This is a genomic window from Nocardia gamkensis NBRC 108242 (assembly GCF_001612985.1).
GTDB lineage: Bacteria > Actinomycetota > Actinomycetes > Mycobacteriales > Mycobacteriaceae > Nocardia > Nocardia gamkensis.
Map to the genome: position 1 here is coordinate 168,889 of NZ_BDBM01000004.1, position 20,286 is coordinate 189,174.

The 20,286-nt window shown below is 69.7% G+C and carries 24 protein-coding genes; 15 read left to right on the forward strand and 9 right to left on the reverse strand.

All coding sequences use genetic code 11. From position 1 onward, the window contains the following. The first annotated feature begins 7 nt into the window (after nucleotides 1–7). Nucleotides 8–202, forward strand: coding sequence for a DUF397 domain-containing protein (locus tag NG1_RS03930; RefSeq protein WP_062968057.1), 195 nt, complete (start codon nucleotides 8–10; stop codon nucleotides 200–202). Nucleotides 203–207: 5 nt separating this feature from the next. Then, nucleotides 208–405 (forward strand): DUF397 domain-containing protein, encoded by a 198-nt coding sequence (locus NG1_RS03935; RefSeq protein WP_062968059.1) that lies wholly within the window; start codon nucleotides 208–210, stop codon nucleotides 403–405. 341 nt (nucleotides 406–746) lie between these two features. On the opposite strand, the gene NG1_RS03940 is transcribed toward NG1_RS03935, so the two are convergent. From NG1_RS03940 to NG1_RS03960, 6 genes are all read right to left on the reverse strand, one after another. Beyond that, the gene (locus tag NG1_RS03940; protein ID WP_062968061.1) at nucleotides 747–1,619 is read right to left on the reverse strand and encodes a class II fructose-bisphosphate aldolase; all 873 of its coding nucleotides are present in this window, start codon (nucleotides 1,617–1,619) and stop codon (nucleotides 747–749) included. 133 nt (nucleotides 1,620–1,752) lie between these two features. Further along, nucleotides 1,753–2,694: a hexose kinase gene (locus NG1_RS03945; protein WP_281218067.1), complete on the reverse strand. Its 942-nt coding sequence runs from the start codon at nucleotides 2,692–2,694 to the stop codon at nucleotides 1,753–1,755. 8 nt (nucleotides 2,695–2,702) lie between these two features. Continuing rightward, nucleotides 2,703–3,854 carry an N-acetylglucosamine-6-phosphate deacetylase gene (locus tag NG1_RS03950; protein WP_062968065.1) on the reverse strand — a complete coding sequence of 384 codons (1,152 nt, stop codon included), beginning with the start codon at nucleotides 3,852–3,854 and terminating at the stop codon, nucleotides 2,703–2,705. Between the two features lies 1 nt (nucleotide 3,855). After that, nucleotides 3,856–4,017 carry a hypothetical protein gene (locus NG1_RS36360; RefSeq protein WP_157113849.1) on the reverse strand — a complete coding sequence of 54 codons (162 nt, stop codon included), beginning with the start codon at nucleotides 4,015–4,017 and terminating at the stop codon, nucleotides 3,856–3,858. After that, the gene (locus tag NG1_RS03955; protein ID WP_084498680.1) at nucleotides 4,014–4,991 is read right to left on the reverse strand and encodes an ROK family protein; all 978 of its coding nucleotides are present in this window, start codon (nucleotides 4,989–4,991) and stop codon (nucleotides 4,014–4,016) included. Before NG1_RS03955 ends, NG1_RS36360 begins: the two co-directional genes overlap by 4 nt. A 118-nt stretch (nucleotides 4,992–5,109) precedes the next feature. Further along, nucleotides 5,110–6,018 carry an SIS domain-containing protein gene (locus tag NG1_RS03960; protein ID WP_245659784.1) on the reverse strand — a complete coding sequence of 303 codons (909 nt, stop codon included), beginning with the start codon at nucleotides 6,016–6,018 and terminating at the stop codon, nucleotides 5,110–5,112. 159 nt (nucleotides 6,019–6,177) lie between these two features. Between NG1_RS03960 and NG1_RS03965 the strand changes: the two genes are divergently transcribed. From NG1_RS03965 to NG1_RS03985, 5 genes are all read left to right on the forward strand, one after another. Then, nucleotides 6,178–7,428, forward strand: coding sequence for an extracellular solute-binding protein (locus NG1_RS03965; protein ID WP_245659785.1), 1,251 nt, complete (start codon nucleotides 6,178–6,180; stop codon nucleotides 7,426–7,428). Between the two features lies 1 nt (nucleotide 7,429). Beyond that, a complete protein-coding gene (locus NG1_RS03970; RefSeq protein ID WP_062968069.1) occupies nucleotides 7,430–8,311 on the forward strand; it encodes a carbohydrate ABC transporter permease in 882 nt (293 codons plus the stop codon). Further along, complete coding sequence (locus NG1_RS03975; RefSeq protein ID WP_062968071.1) at nucleotides 8,308–9,183, forward strand: carbohydrate ABC transporter permease; 876 nt, start codon at nucleotides 8,308–8,310, stop codon at nucleotides 9,181–9,183. The genes NG1_RS03970 and NG1_RS03975 overlap by 4 nt, the downstream gene beginning before the upstream one ends. Before the next feature lie 92 nt (nucleotides 9,184–9,275). Further along, nucleotides 9,276–10,013, forward strand: coding sequence for a TetR/AcrR family transcriptional regulator (locus NG1_RS03980; protein ID WP_084498681.1), 738 nt, complete (start codon nucleotides 9,276–9,278; stop codon nucleotides 10,011–10,013). A 109-nt stretch (nucleotides 10,014–10,122) separates the two neighbouring features. Then, nucleotides 10,123–10,914 (forward strand): DeoR/GlpR family DNA-binding transcription regulator, encoded by a 792-nt coding sequence (locus NG1_RS03985; RefSeq protein WP_040870550.1) that lies wholly within the window; start codon nucleotides 10,123–10,125, stop codon nucleotides 10,912–10,914. A gap of 6 nt (nucleotides 10,915–10,920) precedes the next feature. Here NG1_RS03985 and NG1_RS03990 read toward each other — a convergent pair whose 3' ends face one another. After that, a complete protein-coding gene (locus NG1_RS03990) occupies nucleotides 10,921–11,643 on the reverse strand; it encodes a nicotinamide mononucleotide transporter family protein (protein WP_062968359.1) in 723 nt (240 codons plus the stop codon). A gap of 121 nt (nucleotides 11,644–11,764) precedes the next feature. Between NG1_RS03990 and NG1_RS03995 the strand changes: the two genes are divergently transcribed. The 4 genes from NG1_RS03995 to NG1_RS04010 all read left to right on the forward strand — a co-directional run bounded on the left by NG1_RS03995 (nucleotide 11,765) and on the right by NG1_RS04010 (nucleotide 15,338). Then, nucleotides 11,765–12,568: an ABC transporter ATP-binding protein gene (locus NG1_RS03995; protein WP_062968073.1), complete on the forward strand. Its 804-nt coding sequence runs from the start codon at nucleotides 11,765–11,767 to the stop codon at nucleotides 12,566–12,568. Between the two features lie 49 nt (nucleotides 12,569–12,617). Further along, nucleotides 12,618–13,364 carry an ABC transporter permease gene (locus NG1_RS04000; protein WP_062968075.1) on the forward strand — a complete coding sequence of 249 codons (747 nt, stop codon included), beginning with the start codon at nucleotides 12,618–12,620 and terminating at the stop codon, nucleotides 13,362–13,364. Further along, entirely contained in the window at nucleotides 13,361–14,158 is a 798-nt protein-coding gene (locus NG1_RS04005) for an ABC transporter permease (protein ID WP_062968361.1), read from the forward strand. Before NG1_RS04000 ends, NG1_RS04005 begins: the two co-directional genes overlap by 4 nt. A gap of 91 nt (nucleotides 14,159–14,249) precedes the next feature. After that, nucleotides 14,250–15,338 (forward strand): ABC transporter substrate-binding protein, encoded by a 1,089-nt coding sequence (locus NG1_RS04010; RefSeq protein ID WP_062968077.1) that lies wholly within the window; start codon nucleotides 14,250–14,252, stop codon nucleotides 15,336–15,338. On the opposite strand, the gene NG1_RS04015 is transcribed toward NG1_RS04010, so the two are convergent. Together NG1_RS04015 and NG1_RS04020 are read right to left on the reverse strand one after the other, a co-directional pair. After that, a complete protein-coding gene (locus NG1_RS04015; protein ID WP_062968079.1) occupies nucleotides 15,339–16,370 on the reverse strand; it encodes an XdhC family protein in 1,032 nt (343 codons plus the stop codon). Nucleotides 16,371–16,383: 13 nt separating this feature from the next. Then, the gene (locus NG1_RS04020) at nucleotides 16,384–16,980 is read right to left on the reverse strand and encodes a nucleotidyltransferase family protein (RefSeq protein ID WP_062968081.1); all 597 of its coding nucleotides are present in this window, start codon (nucleotides 16,978–16,980) and stop codon (nucleotides 16,384–16,386) included. Nucleotides 16,981–17,117: 137 nt separating this feature from the next. Here NG1_RS04020 and uraD point away from each other — a divergent pair, with 137 nt between their 5' ends. The 4 genes from uraD to NG1_RS04040 all read left to right on the forward strand — a co-directional run bounded on the left by uraD (nucleotide 17,118) and on the right by NG1_RS04040 (nucleotide 20,274). After that, the gene (gene uraD, locus NG1_RS04025) at nucleotides 17,118–17,621 is read left to right on the forward strand and encodes a 2-oxo-4-hydroxy-4-carboxy-5-ureidoimidazoline decarboxylase (RefSeq protein ID WP_062968083.1); all 504 of its coding nucleotides are present in this window, start codon (nucleotides 17,118–17,120) and stop codon (nucleotides 17,619–17,621) included. 76 nt (nucleotides 17,622–17,697) lie between these two features. Next, nucleotides 17,698–18,015 (forward strand): hydroxyisourate hydrolase, encoded by a 318-nt coding sequence (uraH, locus tag NG1_RS04030; protein WP_062968086.1) that lies wholly within the window; start codon nucleotides 17,698–17,700, stop codon nucleotides 18,013–18,015. Between the two features lie 7 nt (nucleotides 18,016–18,022). Continuing rightward, nucleotides 18,023–18,928, forward strand: coding sequence for a factor-independent urate hydroxylase (pucL, locus tag NG1_RS04035; RefSeq protein ID WP_062968088.1), 906 nt, complete (start codon nucleotides 18,023–18,025; stop codon nucleotides 18,926–18,928). Then, nucleotides 18,916–20,274 carry an 8-oxoguanine deaminase gene (locus NG1_RS04040; protein WP_062968090.1) on the forward strand — a complete coding sequence of 453 codons (1,359 nt, stop codon included), beginning with the start codon at nucleotides 18,916–18,918 and terminating at the stop codon, nucleotides 20,272–20,274. The genes pucL and NG1_RS04040 overlap by 13 nt, the downstream gene beginning before the upstream one ends. Nucleotides 20,275–20,286 lie beyond the last annotated feature (12 nt).

Genomic DNA, 20,286 nt, shown 5'->3' on the forward strand with positions numbered 1-20,286 from the left:
GATCGGCATGGGGAGCGCGGCCGGCTGGTTCAAGTCATCACATTCGAACGACAGCACCGCCTGCGTAGAGGTGTGTTTCGACGGTGCTCGGGTCCTGGTTCGAGACAGCAAGTTTCAAGGGTCGCCGGACGCATCGCCCATCCTGGCGTTCACGCCGACCCAGTGGGCGGCGTTCACCACGGCGATCCGCGCAGGAGCCTGACCGCTATGGGCGGCGCGGGCGGCTGGTTCAAGTCGTCCTATTCCAGCGATAGTCAGGCCTGCGTAGAGGTGTGCTTCGACGGCGGTCGAGTCCTGGTCAGAGACAGCAAGTTCCGGGGACCATCGGATGCATCGCCCACGTTGGCGTTCACAGTGACCCAGTGGGCGGCGTTCACCACGGCGATCCGCACCGAACTCACCTGACACATCTCCCAGCCGACTCTCAGCTTCACGACACCGAGCACTCAGCTCCACCGGCAAGAGTGTCCCCGTCGATGCGAAGCGATCCATCGACAGCTCCACCGGTGGGCAACTGCCCTGCCCGCCACCCGAACCGGCCGACGGCGCGCAAACCCTCGCACGCGCCGCCGGCCGTTTCCTTGCCGCGAGCGGCACATGGCTGCGGCAAACTGCGAGAGGGCCTCACCATGGTGTGCCACTCGTGGAAGTCATCGGTGGGCCCGCTACCGGCCATCCGGTGACGACGCTCCAGAATGTGCGAGGGCGAGGGGCTCGGAACAGTCGATCGTCACATTGCCGGAGAATCAGCTCTCCACCTCATCACCCGGCGGCGCGTTGTCGTCGGGGCGGGCATCGGCGAGGAGATGGAGGAAGTGTTCGACTTCCGATTGGACGGCTGCGCGGGCGGGGGTGAGGTACTTGCGTGGGTCGGAGAGGTCGGGGGTGTTCGCGAGGTGATCGCGGATGGCGGACGTCATTCGGATGTTGAGGCGGGTGGCGATGTTGATCTTCGTCATGCCGTGTTCTACGGCGGCGCGCAGGCCGTGATCGGGGACGCCGGAGGAGCCGTGCAGCACCAAGGGGACGGGGACCTTCGCGGCCAGGTGGGCGATCAGGTCGTTGTCGAGTTCGGCGGTGCGAGTGTGCATCGCATGTGCGGAGCCGACGGCGACCGCGAGTGCGTCGACGCCGGTGGCGCGCACGAACTCCACCGCCTCGTCTGGATCGGTGCGCGCGCCCGGCGCGTGGGCGCCGTCCTTGCCGCCGACCGCACCGAGTTCGGCTTCGATGTGCACGTCGCGCTGGTGGCACCACGCGGTGATCGCGGTGGTGGCGGCGACGTTGTCGGCGTAGTCGAGGGCGGAGCCGTCGTACATGACCGAGCGGATGCCGAGATCGACCGCGGTATGGATCAATTCGGCGGTGGTGGCATGGTCGAGATGGACCGCGATCGCGGCGTCGCTGTCGGCGGCGATGCGCAGGCAGGCGAGGGCGAGCGGGGCGATGCCACGGTGATAGAGCGCGGTGTTCTCCGACAGTTGCAGGACCACCGGCCGTTTCGCCGATTCCGCGGCGGCCGCGATCGCCTCGGCGTGCTCGAGGGTGATCACGTTGAACGCGCCGAGTCCGCCGGGACGGACCGCGGCGATCAGGTCGGGGATCGAAGTCAGCGGCATAGCGCCGGCTTTCGGGTCTCGGGACAACGGATCGGACGACCCGGCACACTGGGCGCCGCCGTGGTCGCCGTGTGACGAGGACTATGCCTCGGCTCGCAGGGCCGGTGGCCGGCCGGATCGGTGGGCTGGGCGGTCACGAGGCAGCCTCCTGCGGTGCTGGTAGATCCAGTTCTCGAATCCGGACGGTCGGGGTGAGGCGGGTGCGCAGACCGCGGTCGATCTCACCGGCCACCGGGACGACCACGGCGGCCGCCGAGGTCGCGACCGCGTCGGAGAGCAGGGCGGGCCAGTCGGTGCGCGATGCGGACGAGAGGGCGGCGATCACGGCCGCCACCGCGGCATCGCCCGCGCCGGTGGGATTTCCGGCGAGCGGTTCGGCCAGCACCGCCGACCACGCGCCGTCGGCGGTCACGGCGGTGATCCCCTCGGGGCCGCGGGTCGCGATCACGGCGCGCACGCCGTGCGCGATCAGCGGCTGCACGGCGCCGACGATGTCGTCGGCGGTCGTCGGCTCCGCGCCGGTGAGGCGCTGGAGTTCGCTCTCGTTCGGGGTGAGCACGATGCCGGGCACCTGCGCGGCCAAGCGCAGCGCCTCGCCATCGACGTCGCAGATGGTGGGCACGTCCGCCGCGATGGCGGTGCGGGCGATCTCGGCGGGCAACGAGGGGTCGATGCCGCCCGGCAGCGACCCGGAGATGACCAACCCGGCGATATCGGGCAGCAGGCCCGCCACCCGGACCGCCAACTGCTCCGCGGCGTGCGGATTGGAGACCCGGGCGCCCGGCTCCCAGAGCGCGGTGGCGGTGCCGTCCTCGGACTCGCTGATCACCACCGTGCGGCGCACCCAGGGCAGCGCGTGCACGAAGTCGACCGGCAACTCCAGTTCGGCGGCCGCCGCGAAGGCGTGATCGGAGAACCCGGTGGCCCTGGCGTATTTGCCGAGCTGATTCAGCACGCGGGTCACGTTGATGCCCTTGCCGCCGATGCGTTGTTCCACCGACCGGACCCGGTGGGCCTGCCCGCGTTCGAAACGTTCGACGCGATAGGTCATGTCGTACGCGGGATTCATTGTCACGGTGAGGATCACCTCAACCACTGTCCACGTCTGAGCACCCCGCGCAAGTGGAGATTGTCACTGACTGTCAATATGTCGGCGAATTGGCCGGGCCGCAGGTCACCGACGTCGGCGAGCCCGAGCGCGGCGGCCGGAACCGAGGTGGCCGCGAGTACCGCGTCCCGCAGCGGAACACCCGATTCGCGCACGGCGCGCGCCAGGCATTCCAGCAGGGTGCTGACGCCGCCCGCGATGGATCCGCCCGCGACGCGCGCCACCCCGTCTCGCACCGTCACCGGCTGCGGGCCGAGCTGGTATTCGCCGTCACCGAGGCCCGCGGCCTGCATGGCATCGGTGACCAGCGCGACGCGTCCCGGCGCGGTCGCGAACACCAGCGCGGCGAAGCCCGGGTCCACGTGCACGCCGTCGCCGATCAATTCCACGATGGCGTCCCCGGCCGCCGCGGCCACCAGTGCCGCGGCGACCGGGCCCGGGTGACGGTGGTGCAGCGGCGGCATGCCGTTCGCCAGATGGGTCACCACGCTCGCCGATCCTTTCGGCCGCAGAGCATTCCGGAAGGACGCGTAGTCGGTGTCGCTGTGACCGAGTGCGATCACCACGCCGCTGTCGGCCAGGCGCCGTGCGACGGCCGCGTAGCCGGGGCGCTCCGGCGCGAGGGTCATCGCGCGCAGATGCCCGCCGCCCGCCGTCAGCAGCCGGTCGGTCAGTCCTGGATCGGGGTCGCACAGGAATCGCGGGTCCTGGGCTCCGCAGCGCGCCTCGGACAGGAACGGCCCCTCGACGTGGACACCGCCGAGCACGCCTTCCTCGGCGAGCTCGCGCAAGGCGGCGGTCTGCGCCACCATCTCCTCGGCAGGACCGGTGACCACGCTCGCCACCACCGTGGTCGAGCCGCGCGCATGGTGCGATTGCGCCGCCGTCCGCGCCTGCGCGCCGTCCACGGTGTCGAACCGATACCCGAATCCACCGTGGTTGTGAATATCCACAAGCCCCGGCAGCACGGTGCCGGAAAATGGCGGCTCAGGTAAATCGCGATGCGCCGCGCGCCACTGTGCGAACGACCGCACCGCCTCGATCCGGTCCCCGGAGATCATCACCACGCCGTCGTCCAGCGCGACGCTCGCCGAGACGATGCGGCCCCGGATCATCAGCTCTGTCATGTCAGTCCTCCTCGGCCGTACTCGCCATCTCGTGGACCGTCGTGAGCACGGACTGGACGTGGACGGAGATCACGCTCGGCATCGGCCCGGCCGCCTCGGCGCCGCGATCGACCAGGAAGGGGGTTGTGGGATTCGCCGGTGGCGGGCTTGCGGTGGGCGTCATGTCAATGCTCCGCGTCGCGCGAAGAGGGCGGCGCCCGCGAGGCCCGCGCGAGCGCCGAACTCGCCGAGCACCACGCGGGGTGCGGGGACCAAGCGGAGCCGGTCGGACAGCGCCCGGTGCAGGGGTTCGGTGAGCGCCGCGCCGGCTCCGGCGACCCCGCCGCCGAGGACGATCAGTTCGGGGCAAGCCGCGTGCACGATGCCGACCAGCCCGTCGGCGAGCGCGTCGACCGCGTCCTCGACCACGGCGGCCGCGTCGGGATCGGTGGACATCAGCGCGAAGACTTGCGCGGCGCCACCGATCTCGCGCCCGGTGCGCCGGGTGTAGGCCCGCGCGATGGCCGCGCCCGAGGCGACGGTCTCGACGCAGCCGGTGTTGCCGCACGGGCAGGGCAATCCGCCCACGCGCCGCACCGGCACGTGCCCGTACTCGCCGACCTGCCCGTAGCCGCTGCGCACCAGCCGCCCGCCGACCGACAGCGTCCCGGAGATGCCGGTGCCGAGAATGACGACGCACACGTTCTCGTAACCCTGCCCGGCGCCGTACCGCCATTCCGCCCAACCGGCCACGGCCACATCGTGTTCGATGAGTGTCGGCACGCCCCAGCGCTCGGCGAAGCGGTCGCCCACGTGCACGTCCCGCCAGCCGACATTGCTGCTGAACACCGCGACCGATCGGGCGGTGTCCACGAGGCCGGGCAGCACGACAGCCGCCCGGCGCACCCGGCGGCGGTCGGCTTCCGGTAGTTCGGACAGCAACCGCTCGCCCAGCTCGCCCATCGCGTCGAAGGCAGCCGGACCGTGCGGCGTGGCGACCGTGCCCACGGCCAGTGCCGTGCCCCCGGCATCGGTGACCTCGCCTTTGATGGTTGTGCCGCCGACGTCCAATCCGAGGACGAGCGCGTCGTCGGGCAGGTCGGCCGCTGCGCCCACGATGGACTCGCCCGCCGACGTCCGCGGCTGATCGGTACCCATTCTCGGCACAGTAGTTCGTGCCGGCTCCCGCGCCGGTGCGCACGCGGCCTGCGACGACGTCGTGTCATACACCCGCGCGACGAAGGGGACCCGGCCGACGTTCACCGCTCGCCCTCGATCATGACTTCAGGACCACCGAGCGATTCAGGCCGCGTGGGTGGTCGGGGTCGAGTCCGAGGTCGGCGGAGCGCAGGAGGCAGAGCCGGTGTACTCGGACCAGGTCCGCCATCGGGTCGATGTCGCGGTGTTCCAGATGGGCGCCGGTGGCGGTGACGTCGGCGGCGAAACCGGGCTCCAGCGCTCCGAAGGCCCAGACCGCGCGACCGGGAGCGGAGATGGCGATCGGGCCGTGGCGGTACTCGGTCGCCGGATACGCCTCCGTCCAGGACTGGCAGGATTCGCGCAGCTTGAGCGCCGCCTCGTCGGCGATGGCCGCCGCGAAGCCCATGCCGACGAAGCTGATCTGCTCGGCGCCGCGCACCCCGGCCAGCGATTCGGCGGGATCCTCGGCGAGCACCGCCCGAGCTCGGGCGATCACCGGCGCCAGATCCTCCCCCAGGTGGCTGCGCAGGATGGCGAGAGCGGTCGTCGCGAAACGCGTCTGCACCACCGACCGTTCATCGACCTGGTCGATCAGGATCGGGTCACCCAGTTCGAGGACGGGTGTGCCGGGGCTGGAGCAGATCACCGCCCGGGGGATGTGCGCCGGGATCTCTCGCATGGCGCGCACCACCTCGGTGGTCGTGCCGGAACGGCAGATCACCAGGTAGCGGTCGTAGTCGCGAGCGCGGACCGCGCTGGCGGGCCAGGCGTCGGTGACGCCGGCGCCCGCCCCCTCGCGTAGTTCCGCGAACGCACGTGACATGAAATACGAAGTGCCGCAACCGATCACCGCGACGCGCTCGCCCGGCCTCGGCAGTGCGGCGTGATGATCGGCGGCGATGGTCGCGGCGTGCGTCCAGTCGTCGGGCTGGGTTGCCACCTCGGTGGCCAGATGCGGCTGCGGCGTGCGGGCAGGCGTAGGCACCAGAACAGCCTCATCCTTGTGATTGTTTATGTCAAATTTACGATCGAATCGGTCACATATGATCACAATCCGGGCTAGATTGTCGTGCACGGACCGTGCGTCCTCCCATCATCGGCGCCTGGGCTGGCACCGGGTGGGTAAATCTGAAAGGTTCTGCTCGTGAAAAGACCATTTCGTCGCGTGCTTGCCGGAGTCGTGATGGTCACCGGCGTCGCGCTGACCCTCTCGTCCTGCGGGTTCGGTTCCAAAGACGCCACGGACTCCGCCACCACGATCAATTTCCTCGCCCCCTCCTACAGCGACGGCGCCACCGGCACCAAGGCGCTGTGGGACGGCATCATCGCCGAATTCCAGAAGCAGAACCCGGGCGTCACCGTCAACTTGCAGATGGAGTCGTGGAACTCGATCAACGACGTGGTGCGCACCAAGCTCCAGTCGCCGTCGACCACTCCGGACCTGCTCAACATCGACGCCTACGCCAGCTTCGCGGGCGACGGCCTGCTCTACCCGGCCACCGACATCGTCTCCGCGCCGGTGCTGGCCGACATCCAACCGGCTTTCGCCCAGAACGCGGCACTCGACGGCACGCAGTACGCGCTGCCGCTGTTCGCCTCCACCCGCACCCTGTTCTACAACGCCGAATTGTTCGAGAAGGCGGCCATCGCCCGGCCGCCGAAGACCTGGGCCGAGCTGACCGACGCGGCGAAGAAGATCCAGGCACTCGGCGGCGGCGTCTCCGGGTACGGGCTTCCGCTGGGCAGCGAGGAGGCGCAGGGCGAGACGTCCATCTGGACCTTCGGCGCGGGCGGCTCCTGGGCCGACGGCGACCGGATCACCGTGGACACCCCCGAGAACCTGGAGGGCGTGCGGGCCATGCGCGACCTCATCGATGCCGGTGCGACCCAGCCCAATCCGGGCGCGACCGACCGCAAGGACGTGATCAACGCCTTCATCCAGGGCAAGATCGGCATGATCGAGGCGCTGCCGCCCACCATCGGCCAGATCCTCGCGAAGAACCCCGGCCTGCGCTACGCGACCGCGCCCTCGCCGACCAAGACCGGCACGCCGGTGACGCTCGGGGTGGCAGATCACCTGATGGCGTTCAAGAAGGACGGCGCCAAGGCCGAGTCGATCAAGAAGTTCCTCGACTTCTTCTACTCGGCGGCGGTGTACGCGGACTTCGTCAAGCACGAGGGCTTCATCCCGATCACCCACAGCGCCGCGACCGCGCTCGCCGAAGACCCGGTGACCAAGGCGTTCGCCGCCACGCTTCCGGTGGCCCGGTTCTATCCCAGCAACAATCCGAAATGGGCCGCGGCCCAAGGCGCCATCCGTCAGCAGATGGGCACCATCGGGCAGGGCGCGGACCCGGCTCAGGTCCTGCGCCGGATCCAGGAAGCCGCGAACTGACGTGCGGCGCAGAGGAATAGCGGCGGCGCTGCCGTGGATCGGGCCTTCGCTGGTCCTGATCGCGGCCGTCGTCGCCTTCCCCGCCTGCTACATGGTGTGGACCAGCACCAGGGACCTCAGCGCCTACGGCCAGGACCGCGGTAACGCCGGGCTGACCAACTACCGGACGCTGTTCGGGATCTCCGAACTCGGCTCGGTGCTGGCTCACACGGTGGTCTGGGTGGTCGGCGTCGTGCTGATCACCCTGGTGCTGTCCGCGGCGCTGGCCCAGTTCCTGAACAAGGATTTCCCCGGACGCACCGCGGTGCGGATGGCGATCCTGGTGCCGTGGGCGGCGTCGGTGGTGATGACGACGACGATCTTCTACTACATGCTCGACCCGGACGTCGGCATCGCGAACCGGTTCCTGGTCGACATCGGGCTGCTCGACCGCGGTTACGGTTTCACCAAGCAGCCGACGCAGGCGTTCCTGGTGGCGATGGGCGTGGCGGTGTTCGTCTCGGTGCCGTTCACGACCTACACGATTCTGGCCGGGCTCCAGTCGATCCCGGCGGAGATCGACGAGGCGGGGCGGGTCGACGGCGCGGGGGCGTGGCAGCGCTACCGCTACCTCACCCTGCCGCAGCTGCGTCCGGCGATCGCGGTGGCGACCATCATCAACATCATCAACGTGTTCAACTCGCTGCCGATCCTGCAAGTGATCACCGGCAGCATCGCCGGGTTCTCGGCGGACACCACCACGACGCTCACCTTCAAGCTGATCCGGCAGAACCAGCAGATCGACACCGCCGCGGCGATGAGCGTGCTGAACTTCGCGCTGATCATCGCCGTCATCGCGATCTACGTCCGGCTGGTCCGCCCGACCCGGGAGATCGACCGATGACGGCGCGGGCCGAGGGCATCGAGCAGGCGGGCCCGGCGGACACCCGCGCCGGACGACGCCGCTGGGAGCTCACCGCGGTCGGGGTGATACTCGCCGTGGTGTTCCTGCTGCCATTCGTCGTGATGGTGCTCGGTTCACTGAAGAGCAGAGCCGAGATCCTGCGCATCCCGCCGACGTATCTGCCGCAGTCCTGGCATCCGGACAACTACGCGACGATGTGGGACACCCCCGAGACGCCGTTGCCGTTCAACCTGGTCAGCACGATCATCATCGCGGTCTGCGCCACCGCGCTGGTGCTGGCCGTGGCGATACCGGCGGGGTACTACACAGCGCGGCACCGCTTTCCGGGGCGCGCGGTGTTTCTCGGCGTGGTGCTGGTGACCCAGATGTTGCAGCCGACGGTGCTGGTCACCGGGTTGATCCGGCAGTTCTTCGCGCTCGGCATCAACGACACCTGGCTGGCGATGATCCTGGTGAACGCGGCGTTCAACCTGTCGTTCGCGGTGTGGATCCTGCACAGTTTCTTCGCCGCGATCCCGGTGGAGATCGAGGAGGCCGCGATGCTCGACGGACTCGGCCGCGCGCAGACGCTGCTGCGGGTGAGCCTGCCGCTGGTCTGGCCCGGCGTCGTCACGGCGACGATCTTCGTGGTGGTGGCGTGCTGGAACGAATTCGCCGCCAGCCTGGTCGTGCTGACCACGCCGGAGAACCAGCCGCTGTCGGTGGCGCTGACCAAGTTCGTCGGCCAGTACGACACCGCCTGGCAGTACGTGTTCGCGATCTCCACCGTCGGCATCATTCCGGTGGTGCTGCTGTTCGCGCTCATCGAGAAGCGTCTGGTGGCGGGCCTGACCGCGGGCGGCGTGAAATAGCGTGCGAGCGCAGGACCGCCCGGACGACGGAATCGCCACGGCACCAGCGCTCGACGCGCTGGGGGAAGGTAACCGCGCGGTAGCATCTAACGGTGACACGGCGGGATCACGGACCCAGGGACGGTCGCAGCTACGGCGGGCTGTCCAAGGAACAGCGGGTTGCCCAACGGCAGACCCGCCTGATCGACGCCGCCCTCGAACTATTCGGCACCCAGGGTTACGCGGGCACCTCGATCGAACGGCTCTGCGCCCTGGCGAACGTCTCCACGCGCAGTTTCTACGAGGACATGGGCAGCAGGGAGGCTCTGCTCATCGCCTTGGCGAATCGCATCACCTCCCGTGCGCTGGAATACGCGCTCGCCGCCCTTGCGGCGACCGAGAACGAGCCCTTGCCCGTCCGCGTGGTGGCGAGTTTCCGGGCGTACCTGGGCGTCACGTGTGCCGATGCCCGGTGCGCGCGAGTGTGTTATGTCGAGGTGGTCGGCGTGAGCGCCGCGGTGGAGGAGTGGCGCAGGCAGCAGCGTCGCTTGCTGTCGGCGTTGCTGATCAGCGAGGCCGAGCGCGCCGTCGGGCGCGGCGAGACCGGCCCGCGGCGTTTCGATCTCTTCGCGCTGGCCGTGATCGGCGCGGTCACCTCGCTCGCCCAGGAATTGGTGCAGAGTACGGAGCCGGAGGCGACGGTGAACCTGGACGAGATCTGCGCGGAGATCGCCTACTTCGTGAATTCCGGTCTCTCCGGCACGCGGGTCGATCCGCCGACGGAAGACGGAGCAGGACGGATTCCCCTCGCGCGGCAGGAGCGGCCCACAGTCGAGGCCGATGTGTCCTGAGCCGGTCCGCCTCGGTCGTGGGGGGATCGCTCCGGGCACGCGCGTGTGGTCATATTGTTCGCGTGCTCGCCGAAACAGCAGGTTTCCCGCGCGACGGGGGCGGTATGAGATGACCGGGCCGACGGATCGTCCGCAACGGTGGAATCGGTTGCTGGAGTTGCTCGCCGAATCCGGGCGACTCTCGGTGGAGGAGGCCGCCGATCGGCTCGGCGTATCCGCCGCGACGGTGCGCCGGGACTTCACCGCGCTCGCCGAACAACAGCTGGCCACCAGGACGCACGGCGGCGTGGTGGCGACCACGGTGGCCTACGACCTGCCCGCGCGGTACCGGCAGAGTGCGGGCGAGGCCAAGCAGCGCATCGCCGAACACGCGGCGTCCCTTGTCGATCCGCACGCGGTGGTGGGGATGAACGGCGGCACCACAACCACGGCGGTGGCCAGGGCGCTGGCCGGGCGCACGGATCTCGGGTCGGCCGGGGACGAGCGGCTGACCCTCGTGACCAACGCGCTGAACATCGCGGGGGAGATGGTGCTGCGCCCGCACATGCGCACGATCGTCCTCGGCGGGGTGGCCCGGCGGGAGTCCTACGAATTGCACGGGCCGCTGGCCGAACGGGCGCTGGCCGAACTGCGGCTCGACGAACTCGTGCTCGGCGTGAACGCGATCTCCGTCGCGGGCGGCGCCCAGTGCAGGCATATCGACGAGGCCGGGGTGACCACCGAGATGGTGCGGCGTTCCGGCCGGGTGATGGTGGTGGCCACCGGCGAAAAGCTCGAGCGCACCGCGCTTGCCCGCATCTGCGGCATCGAGCAGGTGCAGGTGCTGGTCACCGACACCGACGCGAATCCGGCGGCGGTGGAGACGATCCGCGCGGCGGGCGTGCGGGTCGACGTGGTGTAGGCGGATCTAGTTCGCGGTGGCCTGCGCCCGCGGCCGCGAAACCTCGGCGGCGGGGCGGATGCCGCGCCGCCAGACCAGGAACCCCCAGGCCACGAAGCCCGCGTAGACCAGATACAGGGCGGCCGACGGGTAGTAGCCCGCCCGTACCAGCAGCGGAATGCCGACCAGGTCTACCGCGATCCAGATCAACCAGAATTCGGCCAGCCCCCGGGCCATGCCGTAGGTGGCGAGCACCGAGCCGGTGAAGATCCACGCCTCGGCCCACGGGCCGTACGAATCCAGCCACGCGAAGAGCTGCGCGAACACCGCCGTGCCCGCGAGCATCGCCGCCACCAGGGCGACCCGCTCGCGCCCGCCCGCCCAGCGCGGGTCGACGCCGCGGTGCTCCAGCCCGGTCTCGCGTGCCGCGTGCCGGTGCCAGCTCCACCAGCCGTAGACGCTGACCGCGACGAACATCAACTGACGTCCGGCCTGCCCGGCCATATTCAGGTGCTGCGGGGTGTGGAAAACCCCGCCCACGAACACGGTGAACAGCAGTGCGTTCCCGGCGATGCCGACCGGCCAGGCCCACACGCGCCGCCGCATGCCGCCGATCGCGGAGGCCAAGCCGAAGCCGTTGCCGATCACTTCGCGCCAGAGGATCTCCGAGCCCGCGATGTGCAGCTTGGCGTCGAGCAGCGTGGGGATCGGGTTCACCTGTCGTGTAACCCGCGGCGGGGCGTATCTCATCCGATCGGCTCGGCCCGATTCGAAATCCACCCCGCGCGGCCGGTGCGGACCGTAACGATTGCGCAATCCGGCGACGCGATTCGCAATGTCTGTGCAATGAGGTGCTCTTATCGTGGCCGTCATGAGCACGGAGAGCGGTACCGCCGGGGGGACCGGAATTCATCTCAGCGGATTGACCAAGACCTTCCGGGTCGGGCGGAAAACCGTGCAGGCGTTGGCGAGCGTCGATCTGCACACCGAGCAGGGCACGTTCCTGTCGCTGCTCGGCCCGTCCGGCTGCGGCAAGTCGACGGTGCTGCGGATTCTCGCGGGCCTGGAGACGCCGACCGCGGGCACGGCGCTGATCGATGGCATGACGCCCGCGCAACTGCGCGGCAGGCACGGGCTCGGCATCGCGTTCCAGGATTCGGCGCTGCTGCCGTGGCGGTCGGTGGCCTCGAATATCGCGCTGCCGTTGCAGGTCGCGGGGATCAAGCCGGAGCAGGGACAGATCGATGACCTGATCCGGTTGGTCGGACTGGACGGCTTCGAGAAGGCCAAGCCCGCGCAGCTCTCGGGCGGTATGCGCCAGCGCGTCTCGATCGCGCGGGCGCTGGTGGTGAAGCCGACCGTGCTGCTGCTGGACGAACCGTTCGGGGCGCTCGACGACATGACCAGGCAGCGGCTCAATCTGGAGTTGCTGCGGATCTGGACCGAGAAGCCCGCGACGACGCTGATGGTCACCCACGGCATCGCGGAAGCGGTGTTCCTGTCCGATGTGGTGGCCGTGCTGAGCCCGCGGCCGGGGCGGGTGCTCGAGCTGGTCGAGATCGATCTGCCGCGCCCCCGGCTGCCGGAGATGATGCGAACACCGGAGTTCCACAAGCTGCACGACTATCTGTCGGAGCTGCTGTTCGGGAAGTCGGGAAAGGGAGGAGTCGCGTGAACGCACCGCAACCGCTCGCGCGCCGCATCCGTCGAACGGGTAGTGCGGCATGAAGCGCTTCGCAGGCGTGCTCGGCGTACTCGGACTGGTCGCGGTGTGGTGGGCTCTCGCCGCGTTCGAGGTCGCGGGCGGCACCATACCCAGCCCCTGGCAGGTGCTGCACACCATGTACACCGACGGTTGGGACCTGTACGGCCCCAATTTCCGGATCACCGCGCTCGGCGCGCTGCAAGGATTCGTCTGGGGCAACGGCCTGGCCATCGCGCTGGCCGTCCTGATCGTGCTGGTCCCGCCGATCGAGTCGCTGGCCACCCAGCTGGCGATCCTGAGCTACTGCACGCCGCTGCTCGCGCTGGGCCCGATCATCCTGGTGGTCTTCGGCGGACGCACCCCGACGGTGTTCCTCGCCGCGATGTACTGCTTCTTCACCACGATGGTCGGCACCGTCTCCGGGTTGCGCTCGGCCGACCGGACCAGCCTGGACCTGGTGCGCGCCTACGGTGGCGGGCGCTGGCAGCAGCTGTACCGGGTGCGGGCGATCTCGGCGCTGCCGAGCACGTTCGCGGCGTTGAAGATCGCCGCGCCGTCGGCCGTGCTCGGCGCGATCATCGGCGAGTACCTCGGCGGCGTGGACAGCGGAATCGGGGTGGCGCTGACTGCGGCGCAGACCTCCTACAACGTGCCACGCACCTGGGGCATGGCGCTGGCCGCCGCGGCGCTGGCCGGACTCGGCTACGCGCTGGTGGCGCTGGCCGCCCGGCTGGCCGCGCCGTGGACCGGGCGGGAGGCGCGATGAACCTCCTGCGACGGATCGGGATCTTCCTGTTCCCGCTGGGCACCTCGCTGCTGCTGATGCTGGCGATCTGGTACGTCTTCCTCAGGGCGTTCCCGCAGGTCGGTCCGCGGGTAGGCAAGACACCCGGCGATATCTGGACCTACTTGGTGACGGCGCCCAACGCCGCCACCGCGCGGCAGGCGATCCTGGACGACTTGCAGATCACGTTGCGCGACGCGGCCATCGGGTTCGGTGCGGGGATGCTCGCCGCGCTGGTGGTCGCGGCGCTGTTCGTGTCGTTCGCCGCGGTGGAGCAGACCTTCCTCCCGGTGGCCATGTTGCTGCGCTCCGTGCCGCTGGTGGCGCTCACGCCGATCATCGTGCTGGTGTTCGGCCGTGGCCTCGCCGGGGTCGCGGTGCTCGCCGCGATCGTGGTGTTCTTCCCCGCCTTGGTCATGATCACGGCGGGGTTGCGCGCCGCGCCGCGACAGGCGCTGGAGCTGGTGGCCGCGTACGGCGGTTCCCGCTGGACCGGGTTGCGCATGGTGGCCGTGCCCGCGGCGCTGCCTTCGGTGTTCGCCGCGGCGCGGATCTCGGTGCCGGGCGCGCTGATCGGCGCGTTGCTGGGGGAGTGGCTCGGCAGCGGCACCGGTCTGGGCGCCGGCCTGATCCGGGCGATCCCGACGTTCCAGTACAGCAAGCTGTGGGCCTCGATCGTCATCGTCACGCTGGTCTCGGTGGTGCTCTACGCGATCGTCGGCGTCATCGAGAACCTCGTGCTCGCGAGGTTCGGACCGGAAGCGGGACGACTCTGACCGAACGACCCGCCCCCGCGAAGTACAGGCGAATTCTCGCTCGGAACGCCAAAGTAAAGAAAATGAAACGCGCTACACCTAGATTCGGCCCATGACACCCGCGCAACGCTCCACGTTCGGGCACCTGAACCGACGCTCGTTTCTCCGATACTCCGCGTTCGCCGGCGCCGCGCTCGGCGGTGCGGGGGCGCTGGCCGCCTGCGGCGGGAATTCCGGCGGCTCGTCGGGCGGCACCACCGAGGACGGCTCGAAATACGGCAGCGTCGCGGTGCAGCTGTCCTGGCTGAAGAACATCGAATTCGCGGGCGAATACTTCGCCGACTCGAAAGGCTATTTCAAGGAAGCCGGTTTCGGCTCGGTCGACCTCGTCGCGGGCGGCGCGGCCAGCACGTCGGTGGAGGCCGGATTGGACACCGGGAAGGTGTGGCTGGGACTGTCCGCGCCGCAGACCACCGCACCGGCGATCCTGGAGGGGCTGCCCGCCAAGATCGTCGCCACCACCTATCAGAAGAATCCGTTCGCGATCGTGTCCGCCGCCGCGAAACCGATCAAGTCGCCTCAGGACATGAAGGGCCGCAAGATCGGTGTGCAGGACACCAACCAGCTGATCTTCAACGCGCTGCTCACCGCCAACGGGCTGAAGCCCGGCGATGTCACCGTCGTACCCGCGCAATACGATCCGACCCCGCTGGCCAACGGTGAGGTCGACGGATGGGTCAGCTATGTGACCAATGAGCCGATCACGCTGGCGGCGAAGGGCTTCCAGAACACGCACTTCTTGTTCGCGGACTTCGATCTACCGCTGGTCGCGGAGACGCTCACGGTCGCGCAGTCCACCATCGACAAGGAGCGCGACAAGCTGAAGGCGTTCCTGGCCGCCGAGATCAAGGGCTGGAAGGACGCGGTGGCCGACCCGGCCGAATCGGCCCGGCTCGCGGTCGAGGTGTACGGCAAGGATCAGAAGCTCGATCTCGCCGAGCAGACGAAGGAGGCGAGCGCTCAGAACGAGCTGGTGGTCTCGGCGGACACGGCCGCCAATGGTCTGCTCTCCATGACCGACGCGCTGATCGAGCAGAATATCGCCGCGCTGCGCGCCGCGAAGATAGATATCAAGGCCGCCCAGCTGTTCGACCTGTCCGTACTGCGCGAGGTGTATGCCGAGAACCCCGGCTTGAAATGATCAGATTCCCACAGCGGTCCTCGACGGGATAGGGAACTCGCCGCTGTACGGGTCGGCCGCTCGCACCGGTTGGGCGGCGCGGGCGGCCAGCAGTTCGGCGGCGATCGCCACGGCCATCTCGGGGGCGGTGCGCGCGCCGATGTCCAATCCGGCGGGCGAGTGCAGCCGTGCGAGCGTCTCCGCGCCGAAACCGCCCGCCTGCAGATCCTCGATCCGCCGGATGTGCACCTGGCGGGAGCCCATCGCGCCGAGATACCCGAGCTCGGGTAGTCGTAGCGCTACGGTGAGCAGCGGGATGTCGAACGTGGGATCGTGCGATAGCACGACTATGGCTGTGCTGCTGTCGATCTCGCCGGCCGCGGACAACACGTTGAGATAGCGGTGCGGCCAGTCGACCACCACTTCGGCGCCGGGAAACGATTCCGGCGTAGCGAAATTGGGGCGCGAGTCGCAGATCGTCACCCGGTAACCGAGCAACCCGGCCTGTACGGTGAGGGCGGCGGCGAAGGAATTGGCGCCGAAGATGAGCAGGCGCGGCGGCGGGGCGAACGAGGAGACGAAGACGTCCGAATCCGGTAGCGCGACCAATTCGGTGGCGTGTTTCTTGTCGGTGATCAGGTGCTGGCCGATCAGGTCGGAATCGGAGTTCCAGACCACCGTGAAGACGGTGACCCTGCGGTGCGCCGCGATCTCGGCGGCGACATCCGGAAACTCCGGGAAGTGTCTTCGCGAGAACGGCTCGGTGAAGACGTCCATCATCGCCTCGCCGTTCCCGCCCGCCTCCATGCCGCCGGCCACGCCGAAGCGGTGCATCGCGCGACGGCCGGTGCGCGCCGCCTGGAGCACCGCCTCGTACGCGATCTCCTCCAGCCCGCCCGCGGCCACCGACCCGTAGACGCCCCCGTCGGGACCGACCAGCATCGCCGAGCCCACGGGTAACGGGGCGGCGCCCACGGTGCGCACGATGGTGCCGAGTCCGCCGGTCCGGCCCGAGTGCCACACCCGCAACAGGTCGTCGACGATGTCCCGCATCAGCTAGCTCCGATCACCGTGCGGTCGTGGCCGGGAAGTCACGATCGACGCCCGTCGCCAAATCGTCGCACGTGACGCACACCATATCGTTTCTGCCGGTCAAATAGGTGCGGGCACCGGAATCTCCTGCTGCCGACCCGCAAATCGCATTCCAATGTTTGTGGGTTATAACAACGGGGTGTCCCGGTGTGTCGTGGAACACAGCGCGAGCCAGACCGCTGGGAGACGCCAGCGCGGCGGCGAGCACCCGGGCGACCACGTCGGCGCCCACATCGGGGGTGTCCACCGGCATGATCGCGGCGTAGCGGGCGGGGGTGCCCGCCGCGGCGATCAGGCCCGCCCGCAGCGATGCGCTCATACCGGTGGCCCAGTCCGCGGCCCACACGTGCCGCACGCCCGGCGGCAGATCGACGATTCGCGGCGTCGGGCCGGTCGCGCCGAGCACCACGATGACCGGGTCGCAGCCACCGTCGCGCAGCGCGGTGACGGTCGCCCGCAGCCAGGCGCCGTCCTCGGCGAGCACCTTGGGTTTTCCGTAGCGGGTGCCTGCGCCCGCGGCGAGCACGACGCCGGCGCAGGGCGCGACGGCGGGACGATCAGGGTCGGCCATGGCTAAACGGTAATACCGCGCGGTCTGCGCCGCATGAGGTGAAGCCGGTGCCGGGACGCGCATCCGCGAGCGACACGCCGAAGGTGATCCATCCCTTTCCGGTGGCGGCTCACCGGGACTTATCCGATGCTGGTCCGATGACGGATCGGCGGCCCGGGATCGCGGCATTCGACGCGCTGTCCGGCGACGCGGCCTACCGGGCGGTGCTCGGCTGCTGCTCGTCGCCGGGCTTCGCGCGGTCGCTGGTCGCGGGCCGTCCGTACCGCAGCGTCGAGGCGCTGCTCGACGCGGCGGACGAGGTGCTGGCCGGGCTGCCGGAGTCCGAACTCGACCTGGCCTTGGCGGGGCATCCGAGGATCGGGGAGCGGCCGCATTCCGAGGCTTCGGCGCGGGAGCAGGCCGGGGTGGCGGGAGCCGCCGACGCGGTGCGCGCGGCGCTCGCCGAGGGCAACCGCGCTTACGAGGAACGCTTCGGGCACATCTATCTGGTGTGCGCGAGCGGAAGGTCGGGCGAGGAGCTGCTCGCGCTGCTCACCGCCCGGCTGCGCAATGATCCCGAGACCGAAAGGCGAGTCGTGCGAACAGAATTGGGCAAGATCAACCGGATCCGGCTGCGCACGCTGCTGGCGGAGCGGTCGTGAGTGGGCGTAGCGAGCGAAGGGTCGGCACAGCCACGGTCGTGGTCATGGCGCAGCCGTGTGCCCGCGAGACGCGGTCATGAGCACGCTGAGCACGCACGTGCTGGACGCGGTGCGCGGCGCACCCGCCGCGGGCGTCACCGTGACGTTGCATCAAGGGGATCGGCAGCTCGATTCGGGCGAAACGGATGTCGATGGACGGATCGGGGCACTGGGCGAAGCGCTCGAACCCGGAACCTATCGGCTGGTGTTCGATACCGGCGCCTACTTCGCGCGGCAGGAGGTCGAAGCCTTCTATCCCGAGGTGAGCATCGCGTTCGCCGTGACCGAGGAGCGGCACTACCACGTCCCATTGTTGCTGTCGCCCTTCGCGTTTTCCACCTATCGAGGGAGCTGAGCCGAGCATGGAACTGACCGGGCCGATCGTGCTGACCGACCACCGATACGGCAAGGCGGAGAACCGGATCGTCCGGATCCACCGGCAGACCGCACGCCATGAGATCCGCGACGTGAACGTGTCCACGGTGCTGCGCGGCGACTTCGCCGACGCGTACGTCGCGGGCGACCAGGCGAAGGTACTGCCCACCGACTCACAGAAGCAGACCGCCTACGCCTTCGCGAAACAGCCGGGACTGCGGGCCATCGAGGACTACGCGCTCGCGCTGGCCGATCATTTCGTCGCCGAGATCGAACCGGTGCGCAGCGCGCGCGTCGAGGTCGACGAATACGCCTGGCAGCGCGTCTCGGTCGGCGGCGTGGAGCACGACCACACCTGGGTGCGGCAAGGCCCCGAAGTGCGCACCGCGGCGGTCACCGTGGCCGGAAGCGGCGCCGAGCGGCGGGCCTGGGTGGTGGGCGGGGTGAAGGACCTGACCATCCTGAAGTCGACCGGGTCGGAGTTCGCGGACTTCCTGACCGACGACTTCACCGTGCTCGCGCCGACCCACGATCGGATGCTGGCCACCGCACTGGTCGCCGAGTGGCGGTTCGCCGACAGCGCGGGCGTCGACTGGGACGAGGTCTACACCGGCGTGCGGGCGCGGTTGGTGGAGACCTTCGCGACGCTGCACTCGAAGGCCATGCAACAGACGCTGTTCGAGATGGGCAAGGCCGCGCTGACCGCGTGCCCGGTGCTGGCCGAGATCCGGCTCGCGGCGCCGAACAAGCATCACTTCGACTACGACCTGGGCCGCTTCGGCATCGAGAACCGCGGCGAGGTGTACCACGCCGACGACCGGCCCTACGGGCTGATCCACGCCACCGTGGCGCGCGCCGACGCCCCGGAAGCGGGGCCCGCGTGGACCAGGTGACCGTCATCGCGGACTGCGCCGTCGCGACGGTCGACGCGCTCGGCACCGAGCACGCCCGCGGCCACGTCGTCGTGCGCGGCAACCGGATCGACGCGGTCGGCGCAGGGGACCCGCCGGAAATCCCCGATGCTCGGCGCGTCGACGGGCGCGGCTGCCTGCTGACCCCCGGGCTGGTGAACACCCACCACCACCTCTATCAATGGATCACCCGCGGCCTGGCCACCGACCACACGCTGTTCGAATGGCTGACCACGCTCTACCCCGTCTGGGCGGGTATCGACGAGGACGCGGTGCGTGTGGCGGCCACGGGTGCGCTCGCGGCCCTCGCGCGCACCGGATGCACCACCACCACCGATCACCACTACGTGTTCCCGCGCGACGGCGGTGACCCGCTCGCGGCCGAGATCACCGCGGCGGCGCAGGTGGGCCTGCGGTTCCATCCCTGTCGCGGCTCGATGGACCTAGGGGCGAGCGCGGGCGGGTTGCCGCCCGACCACTTGGTGGAGAGTCTCGACGACATCCTCACCGCGAGCGCGGCGGCCATCACCCGCTGGCACGACCCGTCGTCCGATGCCATGCTGCGGATCGCGCTGGCGCCGTGCTCGCCGTTCTCGGTCACGGCGGACCTGCTGCGCGAATCGGCGGCGCTGGCCCGCGCCACCGGCGTCCGGCTGCACACTCACCTCGCCGAGACCCTCGACGAACAGGACTACTGCGCCGAGACTTTCGGCTGCACGCCCGCGCAGTACATGGAGCAGCTCGGCTGGTTCGGTTCGGATGTCTGGTACGCGCACGGCGTCCACCTCGACGACGACGCGGTCGGCGCCATGGCGGCAACCGGCACCGGCGTGGCGCATTGCCCCACGTCGAACGCGCGGCTCGGCGCGGGCGTCGCCCGCACCGCCGACCTGGTGCGCGCGGGCGTCCCGGTGGGCCTCGGCGTCGACGGGGCGGCGAGCAACGAGGCCGGTTCGATGATCGAGGAGCCGCGCCACGCGTTGCTGTGGGCGCGCAACCGCGGCGGCCCGCGTGCGATGACCGTGCGCACCGCACTGGAACTGGCCACCATGGGCGGCGCGCGAGTGCTGGGCCGGGCCGCCGAGATCGGCTCGATCGAGGTGGGCAAGCTGGCGGACCTGGCGTTGTGGCGCCTGGACACGGCCGCGCACGCCGGAATCGAGGATCCGGTGACCGCGCTGGTGCTCGGCTCGGCCCCGCCGCTGGTCGCGCTGCTGGTGAACGGACGCGAGGTGGTGCGCGACGGCGAGGTGCGCACGGTGGACACGGATGTGGTCGCGGGCGAGGTGGCGCGGGCGCAGGCGGCGTTGGTCGCGAAAGCGGGGTGATCGCTGCGCGGA